The sequence below is a fragment of the Mediterraneibacter sp. ICN-202921 genome (genome assembly GCF_037890075.1).
Classification (GTDB): Bacteria; Bacillota; Clostridia; order Lachnospirales; family Lachnospiraceae; genus Mediterraneibacter; species Mediterraneibacter massiliensis.
Window position 1 is genome coordinate 131,039 of record NZ_JBBKBE010000003.1, and the last position, 19,708, is coordinate 150,746.

A 19,708-nucleotide genomic window follows, 5' to 3' on the forward strand; every position below is an offset into this window, starting at 1 on the left:
TCATATAAGATTAATTTTCTTTTTCATAATGTAGTAGGTGGCAATATACTCCGGTATGGCAGTGATCGTTACTAAAAATACGCCAAGTCCAATACTGGAAAACAGGTAATGGGCGGCGGTGTCTCCGATCAGTACATTGTTGGCATTTGGGAAAAGCCCAAAGAGTATCATGAAGATAAAAGAAAACATCTGTATAACAAAGGTGAGCACAAAATAGGCAATAATAGAACAGAGGATCCTGTGCCCGGGGAAAAGCTGTCCGATCGCAACAGATACATAGATCATAATGACAGAGGCGACCGTGCTGAATAGTGTAAACAGACATAGATATAACGCAAAGGAGGAAAGCGGCATGCCAAGTGCCTCTGTCATCTCCGGCGCGATCTGTACATATAAGGAAGTTACATTATTACCCGTCACAAGAATAATCAGCCCCAAAAAACATAAAAGAATATCTGCGATGCACCAGATGGTACCGGAGATGATCTTGCTCCACAGCTGCACAAGCGGTGTAGCAGGCAAAGTCCAGGTGAGATAACCTTCATCTGTAAACAGATTTTTATAAAATCGGACAGTAATAACTGCGCAGGTGGCGAAAGATGCCCCCACGAGCAAAAGCGTAAAGAATGTGATAAAGATTGCCAGTGAAGCGCCCAGGGCTTCAGTGGGGGCGTTAAAATCCACCCCGTTCAGTATAAAGCGTCCCAGGATACACGCGAACAACAAAATGGCGTGTACAATAAGGATGATTTTGTAACCATATTTTAAATCGTATTTTACAAGTTTCCCTAGCATCTGAATACCTCCCGGAATAATGCGTCGACCGATTTTCCTCTCTGTGAGCGTATTTCATCGACAGTGGCATTTAAAGCAAGCTGACCACACTGTAAAAATACAACTCTGTCTAATACGTTCTCAATGTCCGAAATGAGATGAGTAGAGATCAGTATGGTGGCGTTTTCGTTATAATTAGTCAAAATCGTCTGGAGGATATAATCTCTTGCGGCAGGATCTACACCTCCGATGGGCTCATCCAGGATATATAGATCGGCGTCACGGCTCATGACGAGGACGAGCTGTACTTTTTCCTTTGTGCCTTTAGAAAGAGAACGTAGTCGGGTGTGTGTGTCGATCCCCAGATCTTTCAGCATAGAGGCTGCGCGCGCGGGGTTAAAATTGTCGTAAAAATCGACATAATATGCGAGAATGTCGTCTACTCGCATGTGTGTGTTTAAATAATTTCTTTCCGGAAGATAGGAGACGATCTTTTTTGTCTCTACGCCCGGAGACATGCCGTTGATCATGATGGTTCCGTTCGTAGGAGTTAAAAGTCCGTTTGCTAACTTGATCAGTGTTGTTTTGCCGCTTCCGTTGGGCCCGAGCAGCCCTACGATCTGCCCTCTCTCCAATGTTAGATCCAGATTAGAGAGCGCGAAAAAATTGCCGTATTTTTTTGTCAGACCCTGGCACTCTAAAATTGGTTTCATTGTTTCTCCCCCTTTAATGCATCCTGTATCATATGAAGCGTTTCTTCGTCCCCAAAACCCAGTTGGTGCATTTTCTCGAAAAATTGTCGGATATGTTCTGCTGCAAGCTGCATTTTCATTTTTTTGAGCATAACTTCATCTTCTGTGATAAACCGCCCGCTTGTTCTCTGGGAATATACAAGACCGCTGCGTTCTAGTTCTGAAAGGGCTTTCTGCATAGTGTTGGGATTCACAGCGGCGTCTAAAGCCAGATCGCGGACAGAAGGAATTTTGTCGCCGGGTTTATAAATCCCGGAAATGATATCTTGTTGGATGCGTTCCATCAATTGTAGATAAATAGGACGGTCATCATCTAAATCCCATGGCATCTGCGTCACCTCGTTTTCTTACTATCTGTACTATACATATAGTACAATCATACAATGAAAGGGGGGGGGCTGTCAACAGATATTTACACAAATTATGCCGTTTGTTCATTCCTTTTCATGAGCGTTTATAATATGCTGTTTGAGCTGCGGATCAAAAATCCCGTTTTTTAGCATTTCTATTTCATATTTATACGGAGCGTAAGCTTTTTTTGCATGGATCTCTGAAGGGATATACGGCGTTTCCAGGATCTTTGGAATGTCTGTAAAATCTTTATGGTGTACGATATAATGCAGGGCATCAAATCCAATCTGCCCAAATCCGATATTTTCATGGCGGTCTTTGCGGGCACCGGGCACATTTTTACTGTCATTTATATGAAAGACAGCAATCTGTTCTTTTCCCAGTATATGGTCAAAATCAGAGATTACATCATCAAAATGCCGGATGATATCGTAGCCGCTGTCGCTTGTGTGGCAGGTATCAAAGCAGACACGGAGCTTTTCGTTATATGTTACACCTTCATAGATAGCGGCTAGTTCTTCAAAGGTACGTCCTATCTCAGAGCCCTTGCCCGCCATTGTTTCCAGAGCGATACAGCAGTCGGTTTCCCTGGTGAGCACCTCGTTGAGTCCTTTGATGATCTGGGCGGTTCCGACCTCTGCGCCTTCTCCGACATGGGAACCGGGGTGCAGGATGAGCAGATGGCTTTTACAGGCGATGGTACGCTGGATCTCTTTGTCCAGAAATTCTACGGCAAGCGAAAAAGTCTCTGGTTTTACTGCGTTGCCCAGATTGATGATATAAGGCGCGTGTACGAGGATCTCGTCTATTCCATGCTCTTGCATATATGCCCAGGCAGGGTCTATATTTAGTTCTTGGATTTCTTTTCTTCTTGTATTTTGAGGAGCGCCGGTATAGAACATAAACGTATTGGCACCATAGGAGACAGCCTCTCTGGCAGAACCAAGCAGCATATCCTTTCCACTCATTCCTACATGTGAACCTATTTTCATGTATTGTATTCCTTTCTTTCTATAATAATACAGTCATTATAAAATGACAGAATGAAAATGGCAATATTGAAAATGATTGGCTTGCCGTTACAAAGGAGACATGTTAGAATAACATGGTATAAAAGCAGCGGTAAAAGACGCGGCTGCGGGAAGTTGGAAAGAACGGAGAGTGGAAGAAAATTGAAGACACTGTTGGAAAAGATTACGATAGAAGTGCGGGAAGCGTTTCAAACAGCGGGATATGATGAAAAGTTTGCGAAAGTGACGCTGTCAAATCGTCCGGATCTGTGCGAATACCAGTGCAACGGAGCGATGGCAGCTGCTAAGACATATAAAAAAGCCCCTGCTATGATAGCAAAAGACGTAGTGGAAGCGTTACATGACAGCGCCTGTTTTGAGACAGCAGAAGCAGTCAATCCAGGATTTATCAATCTGAAAGTAAAGAAAGAATTTGTCACTGGATTTTTAAATGAAATGGCAGAGGATGAAATGCTGGGCGTCTCAAAATGTGAGAACCAAAGAACGGTCATGATAGATTACGGCGGACCGAATGTCGCAAAACCGCTTCATGTGGGACATCTGCGTTCAGCGATCATAGGAGAGAGTATTAAAAGGATCATCCGATATAAAGGCAACACCGTGATCGGGGACATTCATCTGGGCGATTGGGGCTACCAGATGGGACTGATCATAACAGAACTGAAAAAACGTAAACCGGATCTTCCGTATTTTGACGAGTCTTTCGAGGGGGACTATCCAAAGGAAGCACCGTTTACGATCACGGAGTTAGAAGAAATCTATCCGACCGCCAGTGCCTATGCAAAAGAGCATGAGGACTATCGGGAGGAGGCACTTAAGGCAACCTATCTGCTGCAGAATGGGCACAGAGGATATCGGGCGGTATGGGAACATATCATGCATGTGTCTGTGACAGATCTGAAGAAGAATTATCAAAACCTGCATGTAGAATTTGACCTTTGGAAAGGAGAGGCAGATGCGCAGAAATATATCCCGCCTATGGTCGAGATGCTCAAAGAAGGCGGTTATGCGCACTATGATGAAGGCGCTCTTGTGGTAGATGTGCAGGAGGAGTCGGATAAGAAGGAAGTCCCCCCTTGTATGATCTTAAAATCAGACGGGGCAGCTCTATATGATACGACCGATCTTGCCACTTTGGTAGAAAGGGAGAAGCTCTATCAGCCGGACGAGGTCATCTATGTGGTAGATAAACGGCAGGAGATGCATTTTATCCAGGTGTTCCGCTGTGCAAAAAAGACAGGGATCGTAAAAGAAGAGACAGCACTTAAATTTTTAGGATTTGGGACGATGAACGGCAAAGACGGAAAGCCGTTCAAAACGAGAGAAGGCGGCGTAATGCGCTTGGAGAACCTGATACGAGAGATCAATGAAGAAATGTATAAAAAAATCATGGATAATCGTACAGTATCCGAAGAGGAGGCAAAGCGCACGGCGCAGATCGTCGGGCTGGCGGCGATCAAATATGGTGATCTGTCCAACCAGGCGGGAAAGGATTATATCTTTGATGTAGACAGATTTACCTCTTTTGAAGGCAATACAGGTCCTTATATTTTATACACGATCGTGCGCATCAAATCTATCTTGACAAAATACGCAGAGGACAAAAATGTGCTGGAAGGACTGCGGATTGGTACAGCGCAGAATGCCTGTGAGAAGGCATTGATGTTGGAAGCGGCTAAGTTTAACGATGTGATCGATACGGTTTATGAGGAGACCGCTCCCCATAAGATTTGTGCATATATCTATGATCTGGCGAATGCGTTTAATAAGTTTTATCATGAAACGAAGATCCTGTCAGAAGAAGATGAACAGAAGAAGGAGAGTTATATCGCGCTTCTTGTGCTGACGAGGAAGATATTGGAGACGAGTATTGATCTGCTTGGTTTTACAGCGCCGGAAAGGATGTAATATAGAAAATGACAGAAAAGTTATTTTATATAGACAGCCATATGAAGAACTTCACAGCCAGGGTAGAGGCGTGCATAAAGGACAAAGAAAAGTACTGGGTCGTTTTAGACAGGACAGCATTTTTCCCGGAAGGCGGAGGGCAGTATGCGGATACAGGCACCCTGGACGGGATGGAAGTGCTGGATGTAAAAGAGAAAGATGGAAAGATCTTTCATCTGCTTAAAAGTCCTCTTGTACTGGGCAGCAGTGTGAAGGGAGAGATACGCTGGAAAGAGCGTTTTACCAAAATGCAGCAGCATACAGGGGAGCATATCGTCTCCGGACTGATACATGGGAAGTTTGGTTATAATAATGTGGGATTTCATTTGGGCAGTGAAGACTGTACAATGGATTTCGATGGGGAGATCACCCGAGAAGAACTGCGTGAGATCGAATGGGAAGCGAATCATGCTGTGGTACAGAATCTGGAGGTAGTGGTCAGCTATCCGTCCAAAGAGGAATTGGAAGTATTGGCATACAGGAGCAAGATTGAGATCGCAGGACAAGTCAGGATCGTGACGATCCCGGGATATGACGTATGCGCCTGCTGTGCGCCGCATGTGAAAAAGACGGGAGAAATTGGTGTGATCAAACTGACAAACGTGCAGCGCTATAAAGGCGGCGTTCGGATAAGAATGTTGTGTGGTTTTCGTGCGTTGGAAGATTACGATAAAAAAGAAGACTACGCAAAAGAAATTTCAGCGGAACTTTGCGCGAAAGAAAGTACGATCGTCGAGGCAGTCCGGCATTTGAAAGAAGAATACGCAGGGGAAAAAATGCGGAGCGCAGATCTGGAGAGAAAGTGGCTTGCTTACCGGGCAAAGGAAATCCCGCAGGAGGAAGATGCGGTATGCGTGTTTGAAGAACACTTGGGAGGGGATGCACTCAGAATGCTGATGAATCTGCTTTTGGAACAGGAACGGATCTGCTGCGTGGTATTTGGAGGCAATGATACAGATGGGTATCGGTATGTCATGGGAAGCAGAAGTATAGATGTCCGGCCTCTGGCAAAAGAGATGAACGGATACTTTTCCGGAAAAGGCGGCGGAAAGCCGGAAATGGTACAGGGGACTGTCCTGGGAAAAGCGGAAGAACTGCAGGCATGGATTCTTGAGAAAGCGAGGAATATAAAGCCATGAACCGTATTTATAGGAAAAGTCCTTTTTGGAGTGTGTGCGGACCGTTTTTAATCTTTATGGGGATCGAGATGGCGGTGCAGACGATCGTGGAAATGATCGTTATGATCCCGTATATGGCAAAATTGCTTGCAGAGGAGATGAGAGCAGGCGGCCAGGCTGTCCCTGCGGAGGAAACAGCAGCAGTCTTAAACCAAGTGCTGACGGTAATGGCAGAACATCAGGTAGAAATAGCGGCGCTGTGTGCATTGTGTACACTTCCGATGACGATTTTTTTGTTCCGCAAAGACCGAAAACTGGAGCAGACGTATCAGATCCCGGTAAATAAGAAGGCTAAGTGGAATGCATATCCGCAGCTGATCGTCCTTGGGGCTGCTTTTAGTATAGGGTTTACTTGTCTGTCTGCAATGGCTGAAATCGCTTTCTACAGTGAGTCGTATCAAGAATCACAAGCAATCGCCTATGCGGCGGGCTTTCCGGCGCAGATCGTATGCTTGGGGATTTTAGCACCGTTGGCGGAAGAAATGATGTTTAGAGGGATCCTGTTTAAACGCTATAGAGAAAATAATCGTTTTTTCAGAGCTGCCGTTTATTCTGCCTTGTTGTTTGGATTGATCCACAGTAATACGATACAGATGATCTATGGGTTTGTGACAGGAATGTTTCTGGCATATGTCTGTGAAAAATATGGTTCCATATGGGCGCCGATCTGTCTTCATAGTATGATGAACATAGCCTCTCTTGTATTGACAAAACTAGGTGTCTTTAACTGGCTGGCGACAGAGCCCATGAAAATGGCATTTGCCGTAATCTTCAGCGCGTTTGTTGCTTCAGTCGTATTTGTGCGGATCCAGAAGATGGAAGAAAAACCGGAACAGCAGGAACCCCCTGCACAAGATAAGATCACACCGGACATGTTCCGGTAGCGGGAAAATGTCTATAAGAATTCTGTTAGTAGACAGTTGGAATGTATTTTGTAAAATATTACAAAAATGTTAAAAAGGTATTGCGATTGTGAGCGGGGTTTAGTATAATGCATAATATGTAATGGAGAATGTTTCATAGTTTCCACAAAATTTGCAGAGTTTTATGCTTTAGATAGTAATTAAAAAGCAGGAATAAGGGGTAAATTATGTTTTTTTCATAAACTGTGTTGAAAAATGCGGTTGAATATTGTATGATGAAACATATATGTGGGGACATAGATAAAATATATAAGGATTGGTGTGAAAATGAAATTAAAGAAGGTACATAGTGCAGCGCTTGCCGCATTCCTGACTTGTTCCCTGGTCGTAACACCTGTATTTGCAGAACCTGGGAGCAAAGAGAGTCTGGAGAGTCAGAAAGCGGCAGCGGAGAGTGAATTAAGTAGCTTGCAAACACAATTGAATACTTTGATACAGAAGGCAAATGAGTTGGAGTTAGACCTGATCGCAAAGGGCGAGGAAATCGCGCAGGCGGAGCAGGATTTGGAAGCTGCTCAGGAGAAGGAAGAAGAGCAGTATAATGCTATGAAACTCAGGATCAAATATATGTATGAATCCGGCGACGGACAGGCGGCGGAAAGAGTGCTCACATCAGGAAGCATTTCTGAATTGCTGACGCAGGCGGAATATGCGGAGAAGGTACATTCCTATGATCGCGATCAGCTGGAAGAATATGAGGCGACTGTACAGGAAGTAGAGAATCTGCAGAGCACACTGGAAACCGAGATGGCGAATCTGCAGAGTCTGGAGAGCGACTATCAGGCGCAGCAGGAAGAGTTAAATACAACGATCTCATCCAAAAGCGCAGAAGTGGAAAATATAGACTCCATGATCCAGGAAGCGGCGAGAAAAGCAGCCGAGGAAGCAGCGGCTAAGCAGGCGGCTGAAGAAGCGGAGAAAAATAATAACAATAATACCGGCGGCGGAGATACGGTGACAGACGATCCGTCGACTCCTGATAACGGCGGAGGCGGAAATGACTGGAATCCTCCAAGCTATGATGCAAATACGGGAAATGCTGTTGTAGATCGTGCATACGGCAAACTCGGTGCAGCATATGCATGGGGAGCTACAGGACCCGACGCATTTGACTGTTCCGGTTTCGTGAGTTATTGTCTGACTGGCGTTTATGGAAGGCTGGGGAATACATTTACATTTCTTGGATGGCCGCAAGTGAGCGATCCACAGCCGGGAGATGTTTGTGTGAATGCAGAGCATTGTGGTATCTATATTGGCGGAGGACAGATGATTCATGCGGCTACAGATGATGTTGGCGTTATTATCGGTCCTGTGCAGTCCGGAATGGTTTATGTTCGCTACTAAAGAAAAATTGATATAGAGTACAAAAGAAAAGAACCTCTGCAGGTACGAGTGTACCGCAGAGGTTTTTAACATTCAGGCGGGAACGATCTCCAGCCAATATCCGTCCGGGTCAGAGATGAAATAGATCCCCATTTTTGGATTTTCAAAGCAGATACATCCCATTTCTTTATGTTTTTTATATGCGGCGTCAAAATCTTCTGTGCAAAAAGCAAGGTGGATCTCGTTATCGCCCAGATTATAAGGACGATTCATATCTCTAAGCCAGGTGAGTTCCAATAGATGAGGTGTCTTTCCGTCTCCGAGATATACCAGTTTAAAACTTTTATCTTCTGCTTCTTTGATACGTGTCACCGTAAGCCCCAGCGCTTCTTCATAAAAGGCCAAAGATTTTTCCAGATCATAGACGTTTAGATTATTGTGTGCAAATGTAAATTTCATAGGCTGCCTCCTTGTATTTTTGAGGTAAGACGATCGCTTACCATATGTACAGAATAACATACAGGGATCAAAAGAGAAAGAGGCAGAAAAAAAGAGTAGAAAATGCGGGGAAAATGATGGGAAATACCTTGCATTCCCCATTTTTCTATGCTATACTACCAATGTTGCAAAAAAACACGTATGTGGATGCTTTTTGAAGGTGCCTAAGATCAGTTATACACAGAGGCAGGAAAATGTTTTCTGTAGTTTTGATCCGGTCTCAAAGCTGTAAAAACATGCGGAAGTAGAAAACCAATGGAGGAAAGAAACATGAGCGTTATTTCAATGAAACAACTTTTGGAAGCTGGTGTACATTTTGGACATCAGACAAGAAGATGGAACCCTAAGATGGCTCCATATATTTACACAGAAAGAAATGGTATCTATATCATCGATCTGCAGAAATCTGTAGGCATGGTAGATGACGCGTATAGAGCAGTTGCTGATATTGCGGCAGAAGGCGGTACGATCCTTTTTGTCGGAACAAAGAAACAGGCACAGGATGCGATCAAGACAGAAGCTGAACGCTGTGGAATGTTCTATGTAAACGAGAGATGGTTAGGCGGTATGCTGACAAACTTTAAGACGATCCAGAGCAGAGTTATGCGTCTGAAAGAAATCGAGAGAATGTCTGAAGACGGAACATTTGATGTCCTTCCAAAGAAAGAAGTTATTGCTCTTAAGAAAGAATGGGCAAAGCTTGAAAAGAACCTGGGTGGTATCAAAGAGATGAAGAGAGTGCCGGACGCTATCTTTATCGTGGATCCGAAGAAAGAAAGAATCTGCGTACAGGAAGCACATACACTGGGAATTCCGTTGATCGGAATCTGTGATACAAACTGTGATCCGGAAGAATTGGATTATGTAATTCCGGGAAATGATGATGCGATCAGAGCAGTGAAGCTGATCGTCTCAAAGATGGCAGACGCAGTCATCGAGGCAAATCAGGGAGAAGCCGGCGCAGAGGAAATGTATTACGAAGAAGCTGAAGAAGCAGCAGTAGAAACAGAAGAAGCTGAAGAAACTGTGGAAGCTTAATAATTTGAACGGGAATGCTTCAGCCTGATAAACAGGTTGGAGCATTTTTTAAAGAAGTAAGAAAATCATGAAACGGAGGAAATAAAAATGGCAATTACAGCAGGAATGGTAAAAGAGTTAAGAGAAATGACCGGCGCGGGAATGATGGACTGTAAGAAGGCTCTTACAGAGACAAATGGAGATATGGATGCGGCAGTGGAATTCTTAAGAAAGAATGGACAGGCAAAGGCAGAGAAAAAAGCCGGAAGAATCGCGGCAGAAGGTATTGTTAAGACAGTCGTAAAAGATGACAAGGTAGCTGCGATCGTAGAAGTGAATTCAGAGACAGACTTTGTGGCAAAGAATGAAGAATTCCAGAATTTTGTAGAAGCAGTCGTAAACCAGGCAGCAGATTCAGACGCAGCGGATATGGATGCATTTATGTCAGAAGCATGGGCAGCAGATCCTTCTAAGACCGTAAAAGATGCTTTGGTAGAGAAGGTAGCTGTTATCGGTGAAAACTTAAATATCAGAAGATTTGAAAAAGTAGTTGCTGACAACGGCTGTGTCGTATCTTATATCCACGGCGGCGGACGTATCGGTGTCTTAGTTGAAGCAGATACAGATGTGGTAAATGATGAGATCAAAAATTGTCTGAAGAATGTAGCCATGCAGGTAGCGGCTATGTATCCGAAATATGTATCCCGTGACGAAGTGTCTCAGGAATATATGGAACATGAGAAAGAGATTCTTCTCGCAGCTGCAAAGAAGGAAAATGAAGAGAGCAGCAAGCCGAAGCCGGACAACATCATTGAAAAGATGATCGTAGGACGTCTGAACAAAGAATTAAAAGAAATCTGTCTGTTAGACCAGGTATATGTACAGGACAGTGATCTGACTGTTGCAAAATATGTAGAAAAAGTTGCAAAAGAAAATAACGCAAATGTGACAGTGAAGAAGTTTGTACGTTTCGAGACAGGAGAAGGCCTGGAAAAGAAACAGGAGAATTTTGCAGAAGAAGTAGCTGCGCAGATGGGAAACTAATTTATCATTCGGAAGACTGATAAAAAGCGAATTAAATAGCGTATTTAAGCGGTTTCTGGCTATTTTGACAAGTGTTATAAACTACTGTAAAATCTTACAAAATATCGTGCTGTTTTGGGTACAGATTGGGTAGGGTATTGGGTAAAGAAATTTACCCAACCTCTTAACGAGGAACTTAGCTGTTGTTAAAAAAGGGAACGCTGTGAGTGATTGAGGGCATATTGTGTAAGTACAATATGTCCTTAAATTATTTTTGAGAAAAGTAATGCTAAAGACTAGGAAATGTGATAGAATGGCAGAAATAAACAAACTGGGATTTGAAGTTGCGGAGGTGCCTCTAAAATGAAATAATACGGCTTCAAAAGAAGAAAAGGCAAAATATGATGAAAGAAAATTATGGAGGCTCCGATCATGAATAAAAAAAGAGTAAAACGAGCGTTGTGGATAGCAATTCCCCTTGCTGTCGTGATAATGGGAATAAGTTATCAGAGATATGTGAGAAACCATACTTTCCGTCTTTCAGGTGAAGGGAGAAGGAAACATGAACAGATACAGCCGGTTCATAAAACCGTAAAAGTTACGGGTACCTCTGATACAGATGTTGTATTTACAGATATAGAAAGCCAAGAAACATATACAATAGGATACATTACTCCTGGGAGCGGAGGTACGATCCAGCTCGAACGGGGAAAATGGTATACCGTAGAAGGCGATGGGAAACTTACAGTGAGGCCAGTCAATGTGCGCATAGAATAAGAAATTTTTATGTATGGTACAAGGGCAGGATGAACCAAGTATGATAAGAATGTATATAAAAGGAAGAAAATAGACGGATGAGAAAGGTTACTTTATTTATTGCCATGAGCCTTGACGGCTATATCGCGGATTCGCAGGGAAAGGTAGAGTGGCTGGAAGGACAGAGCGAAGATATAGAAAATGTAGATTCCTATTCAGAATTTATAAAAGAAATAGATACTGTGATCATGGGGTGGAATACCTATCACCAGATGGTGACAGAACTTTCACCTGACCAGTGGGTATATGAAGATCTTACTACTTATGTGATCACGCATAGAGTAGGAGATTCTACAGAAAAGATACGCTTTGCAGATACAAAACCGGCTGTATTAGTGAAAAGACTCAGGCAGGAAAATGGAAAAGGAATCTGGATATGTGGCGGTGCAAATGTGGTACAGCAATTGGTGGAAGAAGATATGATAGATTGCTATTATATCACTGTGCTTCCTACGCTTTTAGGTTCCGGCATTCGCTTGTTCGGAAAGAGCAGGAAAGAGAGAAAATTAAAATTAGTGAACATTCGCTCCTATAATGGAATGACAGAATTAGTTTACATACGTAGATAAAAACATAGGGTGTCTTATATTTTTAATGGATACGAATAAAAGTGGCAATGAGAAATGTTCTCATTATATGTCTTGACATATGCTGTCTATCGAAATATACTGACTATATAAGTTAGTTATATCTAACTTAAAAAGAGGGGAAAGCAAGACAAGCAGATCAGATACCCGGACGTATTGATATTGTCTATAAATTTTTTAGGAGGAATAAAATGAGCAGAATAGCAGTTGTATATTGGAGTGGAACGGGAAACACGGAGGCAATGGCGTTGGCGGTTTTGTCAGGGATTCAGAATACAGGGGCAGAAGGTGTATTATATTCCTGCGATGAATTCCATGTGGATATGTTAAAAGAATACGCCGGAGTGGCTTTTGGCTGCCCGGCTATGGGAGATGAGGTCTTGGAAGAAAGTGAGTTTGAACCCCTGTTTGACTCCTGCGTGGGTTCTCTTGTCGGAAAGAAAATCGCGCTGTTCGGTTCTTATGGATGGGGAGATGGAGAATGGATGAGAAGTTGGGAAGAGAGATGCAGGAAGGAGGGGATCCGGCTGGTAAGTAAGGGAGTGATCTGTAATGAAATGCCGGATGACGAAGGTCTGGCGAAGTGTGAAAAACTGGGAGAAAAATTGGCGGGATCATAAGAAAAGTGGATATGGTCATTGCGGGCTGCGGGATAGATGTTTTTTCATATAGAGTAAAAACCAGGTGAATAAGACGACGCCTTTTAGTATGCTGGAAATAGTGATCGCCCACCATATCCCATTCAGTCCAAGAGGGGTCATAATAAGCAAAAGTGCAAGGGGAATACGTGCCGCAGTCAATAAGATGCCTTCTACAGCAGGGGGGATGGTACGGCCCAATCCGTTGAAAGCGCCGGCTGTCGTGATCTCCATACACATGAAAAGCTGGGATACAGCCAAGATCTTCAAGTAATCTACGCCCATAGGGAGAAGTTCCTTTTCTGTAATAAAGATACGGAATATTGGCTCCGGAAAAACAAATAATACAAAAGTCGTAAAAACACCCCACAAAAGGACCACAGCCATGGCACAGCGGTATCCTTTCCGGACACGAGATGTATTTTTGGCGCCATGATTCTGTGCTACAAAAGAATTTACAGCAGCGGCAAAACCTTCGGATGTCATCCAGGAGATCGACTCGATCTGCGAGCCTACCTTTTGGACTGCGATAGCGGCGTCTCCGAAGCCAGAGATGATGCGGGCGATCACCATGGAAATACCGGAGAAGAGCATACTCTGTACAGCAGTGGGAAGACCAAGGCGTACCAGTTCTCGTATGATTGGAAGATCAGGGCGCTTTAGGATATGTACATGCGGAAAAAGAGAGTTATCTTTTAGGCAGGACAAAAGAAACATAGCAGTTACGATCATTTGAGCCAGTACCGTTGCAATAGCCGCGCCCGCAACGCCCATCTCAGGAAAAGGCCCGATACCAAAGAGCAGGACCGGATCTAGGACAATATTCATCACCAGACCTGCGGCAGTCGCCAGGAAAGAAGTTTTGCTGTTGCCCAGAGCCGTAAAGATTCCTGTAAAAGCCTGATTCAAAAAAGAAAATAGGACCAGACCGCAGGTGATCATAAGATAGATTTCTGCATTTTTGATGACAGCAGGGCTGTTGAGGCGGAAAAAACCAATCAGTGCTCTCTGAAAAAGGATAGAGAAGATCCCGTATAAAACACCGAGAAAAGCAGTCAGCTGCAAGGCGTTTTTTGCGTAGCATGCGGCAAGGCTAAGGCGGCCTTCTCCGATAGAATGTCCGACTTTTATCTGTCCGCCTATGCGGGAGAGCGTGGCGATACCATTGGCAAACCACATATACATACCTGCTGCTCCGACTGCGGCGACTGCATTGCTGCTGATCCTTCCGATCCAGATCATATCTGTCATATTGTAAGCCATCTGTACGAGAGAAGTCGCCATGATGGGAAAGGCAAGTTTTGTAAGAGAAGGAAGAATATCTCCTTCTAGAAGGTTAATATTTTTACTCATAGATACCGAGCCCTTTCTAACTATTTTCTGTTATAAAAGCAGAAGTTTTGTAAATGCAGGATGCATATACAATGTGTTTTCAAACACAGAAACCACACTTACAATAACATAACATAATTTACATAAACTGTATAGCTGCTGGAAGACATACTTTTTATGAAAGTTACTTGTAAGGAAGCGGTGTATAGACTATAACATTTTTATACTGTACATGAAAGACGAAAAAAAGAAGGGTAAAACGTTAGCAAGATTTTAAGAGAAGAAAAAATCTTTACAAATACCGCTGCTTTTTGTATAATAAATCACGTTGTAAGTAGAAACAGAGGATATGCTTTTCCATTGAAAGGCATATCTTTTTTTGAGAACGGAGGCAGATATGACAAATGATATGACAGTCGGAAACCCAGCAAAATTAATCGTGCGTTTTATGATACCGATGTGTCTGGGCAACATATTTCAGCAGTTATATAATCTGGCTGATTCTATCATAGCAGGACAATTTATCGGTGTGGATGCATTGGCGGCGATAGGAGGGACGGCATCTCTCATGTTTTTCGTGACAGGCTGGCTCAATGGCCTGGCGAGTGGTTTTGCTATTCTGGTGGCGCAGAGTTTTGGTGCGAAAAAGCCGGAACAGATGCGGCATTTTGTGGCAATATCTCTTTGTCTGATGGGCGTGTTCGCAGTCATCATGACGATTGGATTCGAAATAGCGAATATACCGCTTTTACAGCTGATGCATTCTCCGGATGAGCTGATTGGAGATATCGGTGCTTATATGGGTGTGATCTATGCAGGATTGTGTGTGACTGCTGCGTATAATTTTCTGGCGGCTGTGCTGCGTGCTTTGGGAGATTCAAAATCACCCTTGTACTTTCTGATGATCTCTGCGGCTGTCAATGTGGCGCTGGACATTCTATTTATTGCGAAGTTTCACATGGGTGTGGAAGGATGTGCCTATGCAACGGTGATCGCACAGGGGATTTCTGCTGTCTTGTGTCTGGTTTATATCATGAAGAAATTTCCGATCCTGCATTTGGAACGGGAAAATTTTCGCTTTTCTGCATCCAGTATAAAGAAATTGTTAGGACTGGGGATACCGATGGGATTGCAGTTCTCGATCACAGCCATTGGGACGATCATTGTGCAGGGGGCAGTCAATGTATATGGCGCGGTATATATAGCAGGATTCTCAGCTGCAAGTAAATTGCAGAATATCATTTCCACTGTATTTGTATCATTTGGCGCGACGGTTGCTACTTTTGTGGGACAAAACAGAGGAGCGGGAAAGATGGAACGTGTTCGACGGGGGGTACGGTGTACGCAATGGATGATACTGGGATGGAGCCTGGTGATGATGCTCTGCGTGTATTCGCTTGGCAAATATATGGTGCTTTTATTCATAGACAGTTCCGAAACAGAGGTGATACAGGCGGCGGTAACGTATTTTAAAGTGGCAGCATGGTGCTACCCATTTTTGGGCTGTATTTTTCTGTACCGAAATACACTGCAGGGAATGGGATATGGATTGGTTCCCATGTTGGGAGGCGTATTTGAATTGGCTGCCAGAGCAGGGATTGTCCTGCTTGTTTCGGGGCGATCCGGTTTTGCAGGTGTCTGCCTGTCGGATCCGGCGGCGTGGATTGCGGCTTTGATTCCGCTTGTACCATTTTATTTTTATGTGATGAAGAAAAAATTTAAAACGAGTAATTAAAGAGAACCTCTGGATCAGCCGGCAAGCTGTTCCAGAGGTTTTATCGTATAGCCTAGTTTTTCCCATTTTGTAAGGAGTTCGTCGAGTATCTGGGCGTTGGTTGCAGAAGTGCTGTGCAGAAGAACGATCGCGCCCGGATGTATCCGGTTTAGAAGTTTGTCGAAGGCTTCTTCTTTTGATGGCTGATCGTCTTGGCGCCAGTCTACGTATGCAAGACTCCAAAAGAAGGTTTTGTAGCCGAGCTCCTGCGCCATCCGCAGGTTTGCCTCATTATATTTTCCGCCGGGAGGACGATAATATTTTGTCATTTTCTTACCGGTTACATTTTCATAGGCTTCTTCTACACTTTCCAGTTCTTTTTTGAAAGTATCCATAGTAGAAATTGAAGACATATCAGGATGATGATAGGTATGGTTTCCTACCATATGCCCTTCTGCGACCATGCGCTTGATCAATTCCGGCTCGGATTCGATATATGTGCCGACGACAAAAAAAGCAGCCTGCACGTCATGTTTTTTTAGAGTGTCTAAGATTGGTTCAGTATTCCCATTTTCATAACCAGCGTCAAAAGTCAGATAGAGCACTTTTTCATCGGTATCCTGTGCGTAATACGCGTCATATTGCTTTAATTCTTCAAAAGAGGCATTGGCAGCAGGCGGCTGTCCTTCTTCCTGAAAACTTAACCCCCAGTTTCCCTCTGCAGAAGCAGGGATTACATTTGAAGAGGCAGGAAGAACGATGGGCGAAGTCAGTTTTCCGAGGGCAGTGCCGGCAAAAAAAGCGGCGGCAAAAAGAAGTAGAATACCGACTGATCGTCTGATCAAACGGCGTGATGGAAAAGAAATATGCATAGGATACCTTAGATCCGGCATTTTTATGTCCGGGATACTGTTTTTTATACTCTATGTATAAAGATACGTATTTATGCATGGCTGCGGACAGTTGTTCTATAGACAATCAGAAAAAAGAATGGTAAAGTGAGAAAGGATAACCAGAAGTTTTAAAGAGCAGGAGAAGGGATAAAATGAAAAGATCGATTTTATTTTTTGATATTGACGGTACGATTTTGAGTGAAAAAACGCATGAGATCCCACAAAGTGCTATGGAAGCGCTGCATAGTGCAAAGAAAAAGGGACATTTGCTGTTTATTAATACAGGAAGGACGCTGTGCGGTATTCCGCCGGAGCTGAGGCGGTTCCCCTTTGACGGTTATCTCTGTGGATGCGGGACCTGCCTTTTATACGGAGACGAAGTATTGTTTGCTCATCCGCTTCCCAAAGAACGAGGACGAAAGATTATAAAGAAGATGTTTGACTGTAATGTAGAGGGAATCGCGGAAGGGACGGAGGATAATTATCTTCCTGAACGTATTTCGCGTTTTGAACCGTTGGAAAGCACCAGACGGTATTTCCACCGGGCAGGGATCGGGCAGGAACAATATATGGAAACGGGAGATTTTGAATACGACAAGCTGTTTGTCTATGCAGATGAGAAAAGCAAAACAGAAGAGTTTTTTGCTTTTATTGCGGAGGACATGGAGGTTCTGGAACGCGGCAGATACGCATATGAGATCATACAGAAAGATTTTTCTAAAGCGACCGCCTGTGCATATATGCTGAAGAAATTTCAGATAGATAAGGAACATGCCTATGTATTCGGGGACAGCAGCAATGATCTGTCCATGTTTGCATATGCCGGACATGCGGTGGCGATGGGAGCGCACGATCCGGTTCTGGATATACATACAGAATTTGTGACGAAAAATGTAGAGGACGATGGACTTTACCATGCGTTAAAACAGTATGGCCTGATAGAATAAACGAGAAAGCTGCCAGTGATATGGTGGGGACTTTGCTGGAAAACCGCTGTTTAGGAGAAAAAGCCCCCACAGACGCTCATCTAAAGAAATCTTTTGGCCAGGCGGTCATGAGGTTCTGTACCCATTGTATAATCTAAAGTTTTGTCAAGCCAGATCTCTTCGGAGGCGATGGCTTGGTCTACCAGCATCATAAGGCCGGTGATGATCTGCAGTCCCGCCTGCTGTGCAAGGCGGAGAAATTCAGTTATGAACGGATTATAGATAATGTCCGCGGCGACGGAAAAATATTGGAATACAGAAGAAGGGACAGGACTGACTCCGGTTTTTGGATACATGCCGACCGGGGTAGTATTTATCAGAATGTCTCCGGCGGGGATTTTGTCCAAATCGCAGGTCTGGATATAGGGAAATTGGTCTTTTAGTGCTTGCTTTGCCTGTTCGTTTCTGGCAGCGATTGTGATTTTAGAAGCTCCTTCTATATGCATGGCATAGATCAATGCCCTGGAGGCGCCTCCGGATCCTAAGAGGACGACTTTTTGCCCTTTGATGGATACGCCGGCCTTATGAAACATGCTGGCAGCGCCCAGATAATCTGTGTTGTAGCCATAGAACATGCCGTTCTTTTGCATGACCGTATTGATGGCGCCGATCTGCTCGGCATGGGGATCTACCACATCGACCATATGATACAGAGTCTCTTTGTAAGGAATCGTGACATTGATCCCGGTGATCTGGTGTTCTTTCATTTCTTCTAAAATATGGACAACGTCTTCTTTTGAACGTTCTAAGACGGTATAGACGGCATCGATCCCCTGCTGGCGGAAAAAATCTGCATGTAGTTCAGGGGAGAGGGTATGGGGAAGATGTTCTCCTAAAATTCCAAAACGTAACATTTAAAGTCCTCCTGCTTTCTGAAAAAATTGTGTATCTGTGGGGTAAATATAGCTGTTCCCGATCTCATGCAGTAAGATTAAGTGCAGATTGCCGTTTAAATTCTTCTTATCTAATTGCATGGCATCTGTCAGTGTTTCTGCAGGCAGAGAACATGCATGCGGCAGTCCGTATATATCGAGTACTTCCCGGATAGAAGCAGCGCAGCCGGGGGCAGTCAGCCCTTGTTCTTCTGCTATACGGCAGATTTGATACATGCCGATGGCGACAGCTTCTCCGTGACTTTCTCTTTTGTAGTGATAATACTGTTCGATGGTATGGGCAAGGGTATGTCCAAAGTTTAAAAGCATCCGTTCCCCGGTGTCGAATTGGTCTGCTTCCACTACGATTCTTTTGATGTCTACACAGCGATGAATGATTGACACCAGCTGTGGGGTGAGTTCTGCAAAAGAAGAACAGGACCGCAGCGTCTGAAACAGGGCGGCATCTTTGATACATCCATATTTGATGACCTCTCCCATCCCGTCACTGATAAAGTGTGGGGGAAGCGTCTTAAGAACCGTAGGATCGATCAGTACCATTTTAGGGTGGTAAAAAGCGCCTACCAGATTTTTTCCCTGCGGGAGATCAACGGCGGTTTTTCCGCCTACAGAGGAGTCTACTTGCGCAAGTAAAGTAGTAGGGATCTGCACAAATTTTATGCCGCGCAGATAACTTGCCGCTGCAAAACCAGCCAGATCGCCAATCACGCCGCCTCCCAAGGCGATCACAAGATCGCTGCGGGAGAGTTTTGCGTTCAGCAGGGCAGAATAGATCGAAGGAAGAGTCTGAAAACTTTTCGTAGGTTCTCCATGCGGGAGTACAAGAGAGTGGCATTCATAATCGGACAGGGAAGCAAGAAGTGCCTTTCCATAGAGTGGAAAGACATTGTCATCCGAGATGATCATAATCTTTTCTCCGCCGAAAATTTTTGCGATATGCGTTCCTGCATGTGTAAGAATACCGTCTTCTATCAGGATAGGATAACTGTTTTTCCCCAAATTGACTGTTAATTCCATAGTGATCTCCTTTGC

The 19,708-nt window shown here is 44.0% G+C and carries 20 protein-coding genes; 11 read left to right on the plus strand and 9 right to left on the minus strand.

From position 1 onward, the window contains the following. The 4 genes from WKT01_RS04015 to WKT01_RS04030 form a co-directional block, all read right to left on the minus strand. On the minus strand, positions 1–795 hold the full coding sequence (locus WKT01_RS04015; RefSeq protein ID WP_340311488.1) for a hypothetical protein: 795 nt from the start codon (positions 793–795) through the stop codon (positions 1–3). After that, complete coding sequence (locus tag WKT01_RS04020) at positions 789–1,487, minus strand: ABC transporter ATP-binding protein (RefSeq protein WP_059068299.1); 699 nt, start codon at positions 1,485–1,487, stop codon at positions 789–791. The genes WKT01_RS04015 and WKT01_RS04020 overlap by 7 nt, the downstream gene beginning before the upstream one ends. Continuing rightward, positions 1,484–1,855, minus strand: coding sequence for a GntR family transcriptional regulator (locus tag WKT01_RS04025; protein WP_059068301.1), 372 nt, complete (start codon positions 1,853–1,855; stop codon positions 1,484–1,486). The genes WKT01_RS04020 and WKT01_RS04025 overlap by 4 nt, the downstream gene beginning before the upstream one ends. A gap of 105 nt (positions 1,856–1,960) precedes the next feature. Further along, entirely contained in the window at positions 1,961–2,869 is a 909-nt protein-coding gene (locus tag WKT01_RS04030) for a deoxyribonuclease IV (protein ID WP_059068303.1), read from the minus strand. 180 nt (positions 2,870–3,049) lie between these two features. Here WKT01_RS04030 and argS point away from each other — a divergent pair, with 180 nt between their 5' ends. The 4 genes from argS (at position 3,050) to WKT01_RS04050 (ending at position 8,300) form a co-directional block, all read left to right on the plus strand. Continuing rightward, complete coding sequence (gene argS / locus WKT01_RS04035) at positions 3,050–4,816, plus strand: arginine--tRNA ligase (RefSeq protein WP_117975634.1); 1,767 nt, start codon at positions 3,050–3,052, stop codon at positions 4,814–4,816. 8 nt (positions 4,817–4,824) lie between these two features. Next, positions 4,825–5,994, plus strand: coding sequence for an alanyl-tRNA editing protein (locus tag WKT01_RS04040; RefSeq protein ID WP_340311489.1), 1,170 nt, complete (start codon positions 4,825–4,827; stop codon positions 5,992–5,994). Further along, positions 5,991–6,917 carry a CPBP family intramembrane glutamic endopeptidase gene (locus tag WKT01_RS04045; RefSeq protein ID WP_059068307.1) on the plus strand — a complete coding sequence of 309 codons (927 nt, stop codon included), beginning with the start codon at positions 5,991–5,993 and terminating at the stop codon, positions 6,915–6,917. The genes WKT01_RS04040 and WKT01_RS04045 overlap by 4 nt, the downstream gene beginning before the upstream one ends. Positions 6,918–7,223: 306 nt before the next feature. Beyond that, on the plus strand, positions 7,224–8,300 hold the full coding sequence (locus WKT01_RS04050) for a coiled-coil domain-containing protein (RefSeq protein ID WP_340311490.1): 1,077 nt from the start codon (positions 7,224–7,226) through the stop codon (positions 8,298–8,300). A gap of 72 nt (positions 8,301–8,372) precedes the next feature. Here the strand turns inward: WKT01_RS04050 and WKT01_RS04055 are convergent, their stop codons facing one another. Beyond that, positions 8,373–8,738: a VOC family protein gene (locus WKT01_RS04055; protein ID WP_340311491.1), complete on the minus strand. Its 366-nt coding sequence runs from the start codon at positions 8,736–8,738 to the stop codon at positions 8,373–8,375. 309 nt (positions 8,739–9,047) lie between these two features. Between WKT01_RS04055 and rpsB the strand changes: the two genes are divergently transcribed. The 5 genes from rpsB (at position 9,048) to WKT01_RS04080 (ending at position 12,840) form a co-directional block, all read left to right on the plus strand. Then, entirely contained in the window at positions 9,048–9,815 is a 768-nt protein-coding gene (gene rpsB / locus WKT01_RS04060) for a 30S ribosomal protein S2 (RefSeq protein WP_059068313.1), read from the plus strand. An 87-nt stretch (positions 9,816–9,902) separates the two neighbouring features. Then, positions 9,903–10,838 carry a translation elongation factor Ts gene (gene tsf, locus WKT01_RS04065; RefSeq protein ID WP_282923993.1) on the plus strand — a complete coding sequence of 312 codons (936 nt, stop codon included), beginning with the start codon at positions 9,903–9,905 and terminating at the stop codon, positions 10,836–10,838. A gap of 411 nt (positions 10,839–11,249) precedes the next feature. After that, entirely contained in the window at positions 11,250–11,594 is a 345-nt protein-coding gene (locus tag WKT01_RS04070; protein ID WP_282923992.1) for a hypothetical protein, read from the plus strand. A 77-nt stretch (positions 11,595–11,671) separates the two neighbouring features. Then, positions 11,672–12,202: a dihydrofolate reductase family protein gene (locus WKT01_RS04075; protein WP_340311492.1), complete on the plus strand. Its 531-nt coding sequence runs from the start codon at positions 11,672–11,674 to the stop codon at positions 12,200–12,202. A gap of 209 nt (positions 12,203–12,411) precedes the next feature. Then, on the plus strand, positions 12,412–12,840 hold the full coding sequence (locus WKT01_RS04080; protein WP_059068320.1) for a flavodoxin: 429 nt from the start codon (positions 12,412–12,414) through the stop codon (positions 12,838–12,840). Between the two features lie 15 nt (positions 12,841–12,855). Here the strand turns inward: WKT01_RS04080 and WKT01_RS04085 are convergent, their stop codons facing one another. After that, entirely contained in the window at positions 12,856–14,211 is a 1,356-nt protein-coding gene (locus tag WKT01_RS04085) for an MATE family efflux transporter (RefSeq protein ID WP_340311493.1), read from the minus strand. Positions 14,212–14,587: 376 nt separating this feature from the next. On the opposite strand from WKT01_RS04085, the gene WKT01_RS04090 reads away from it, so the two are divergent. Continuing rightward, positions 14,588–15,925: an MATE family efflux transporter gene (locus tag WKT01_RS04090; protein ID WP_059068324.1), complete on the plus strand. Its 1,338-nt coding sequence runs from the start codon at positions 14,588–14,590 to the stop codon at positions 15,923–15,925. 14 nt (positions 15,926–15,939) lie between these two features. Here WKT01_RS04090 and pdaA read toward each other — a convergent pair whose 3' ends face one another. Next, positions 15,940–16,776, minus strand: coding sequence for a delta-lactam-biosynthetic de-N-acetylase (gene pdaA, locus WKT01_RS04095; RefSeq protein WP_340311535.1), 837 nt, complete (start codon positions 16,774–16,776; stop codon positions 15,940–15,942). A gap of 173 nt (positions 16,777–16,949) precedes the next feature. Here pdaA and WKT01_RS04100 point away from each other — a divergent pair, with 173 nt between their 5' ends. Then, a complete protein-coding gene (locus WKT01_RS04100) occupies positions 16,950–17,744 on the plus strand; it encodes an HAD family hydrolase (protein WP_340311494.1) in 795 nt (264 codons plus the stop codon). Between the two features lie 80 nt (positions 17,745–17,824). Here the strand turns inward: WKT01_RS04100 and WKT01_RS04105 are convergent, their stop codons facing one another. Together WKT01_RS04105 and aroB are read right to left on the minus strand one after the other, a co-directional pair. Then, positions 17,825–18,637: a shikimate dehydrogenase family protein gene (locus WKT01_RS04105; protein ID WP_340311495.1), complete on the minus strand. Its 813-nt coding sequence runs from the start codon at positions 18,635–18,637 to the stop codon at positions 17,825–17,827. Next, positions 18,638–19,693, minus strand: coding sequence for a 3-dehydroquinate synthase (gene aroB / locus WKT01_RS04110; RefSeq protein ID WP_059068330.1), 1,056 nt, complete (start codon positions 19,691–19,693; stop codon positions 18,638–18,640). Positions 19,694–19,708 lie beyond the last annotated feature (15 nt).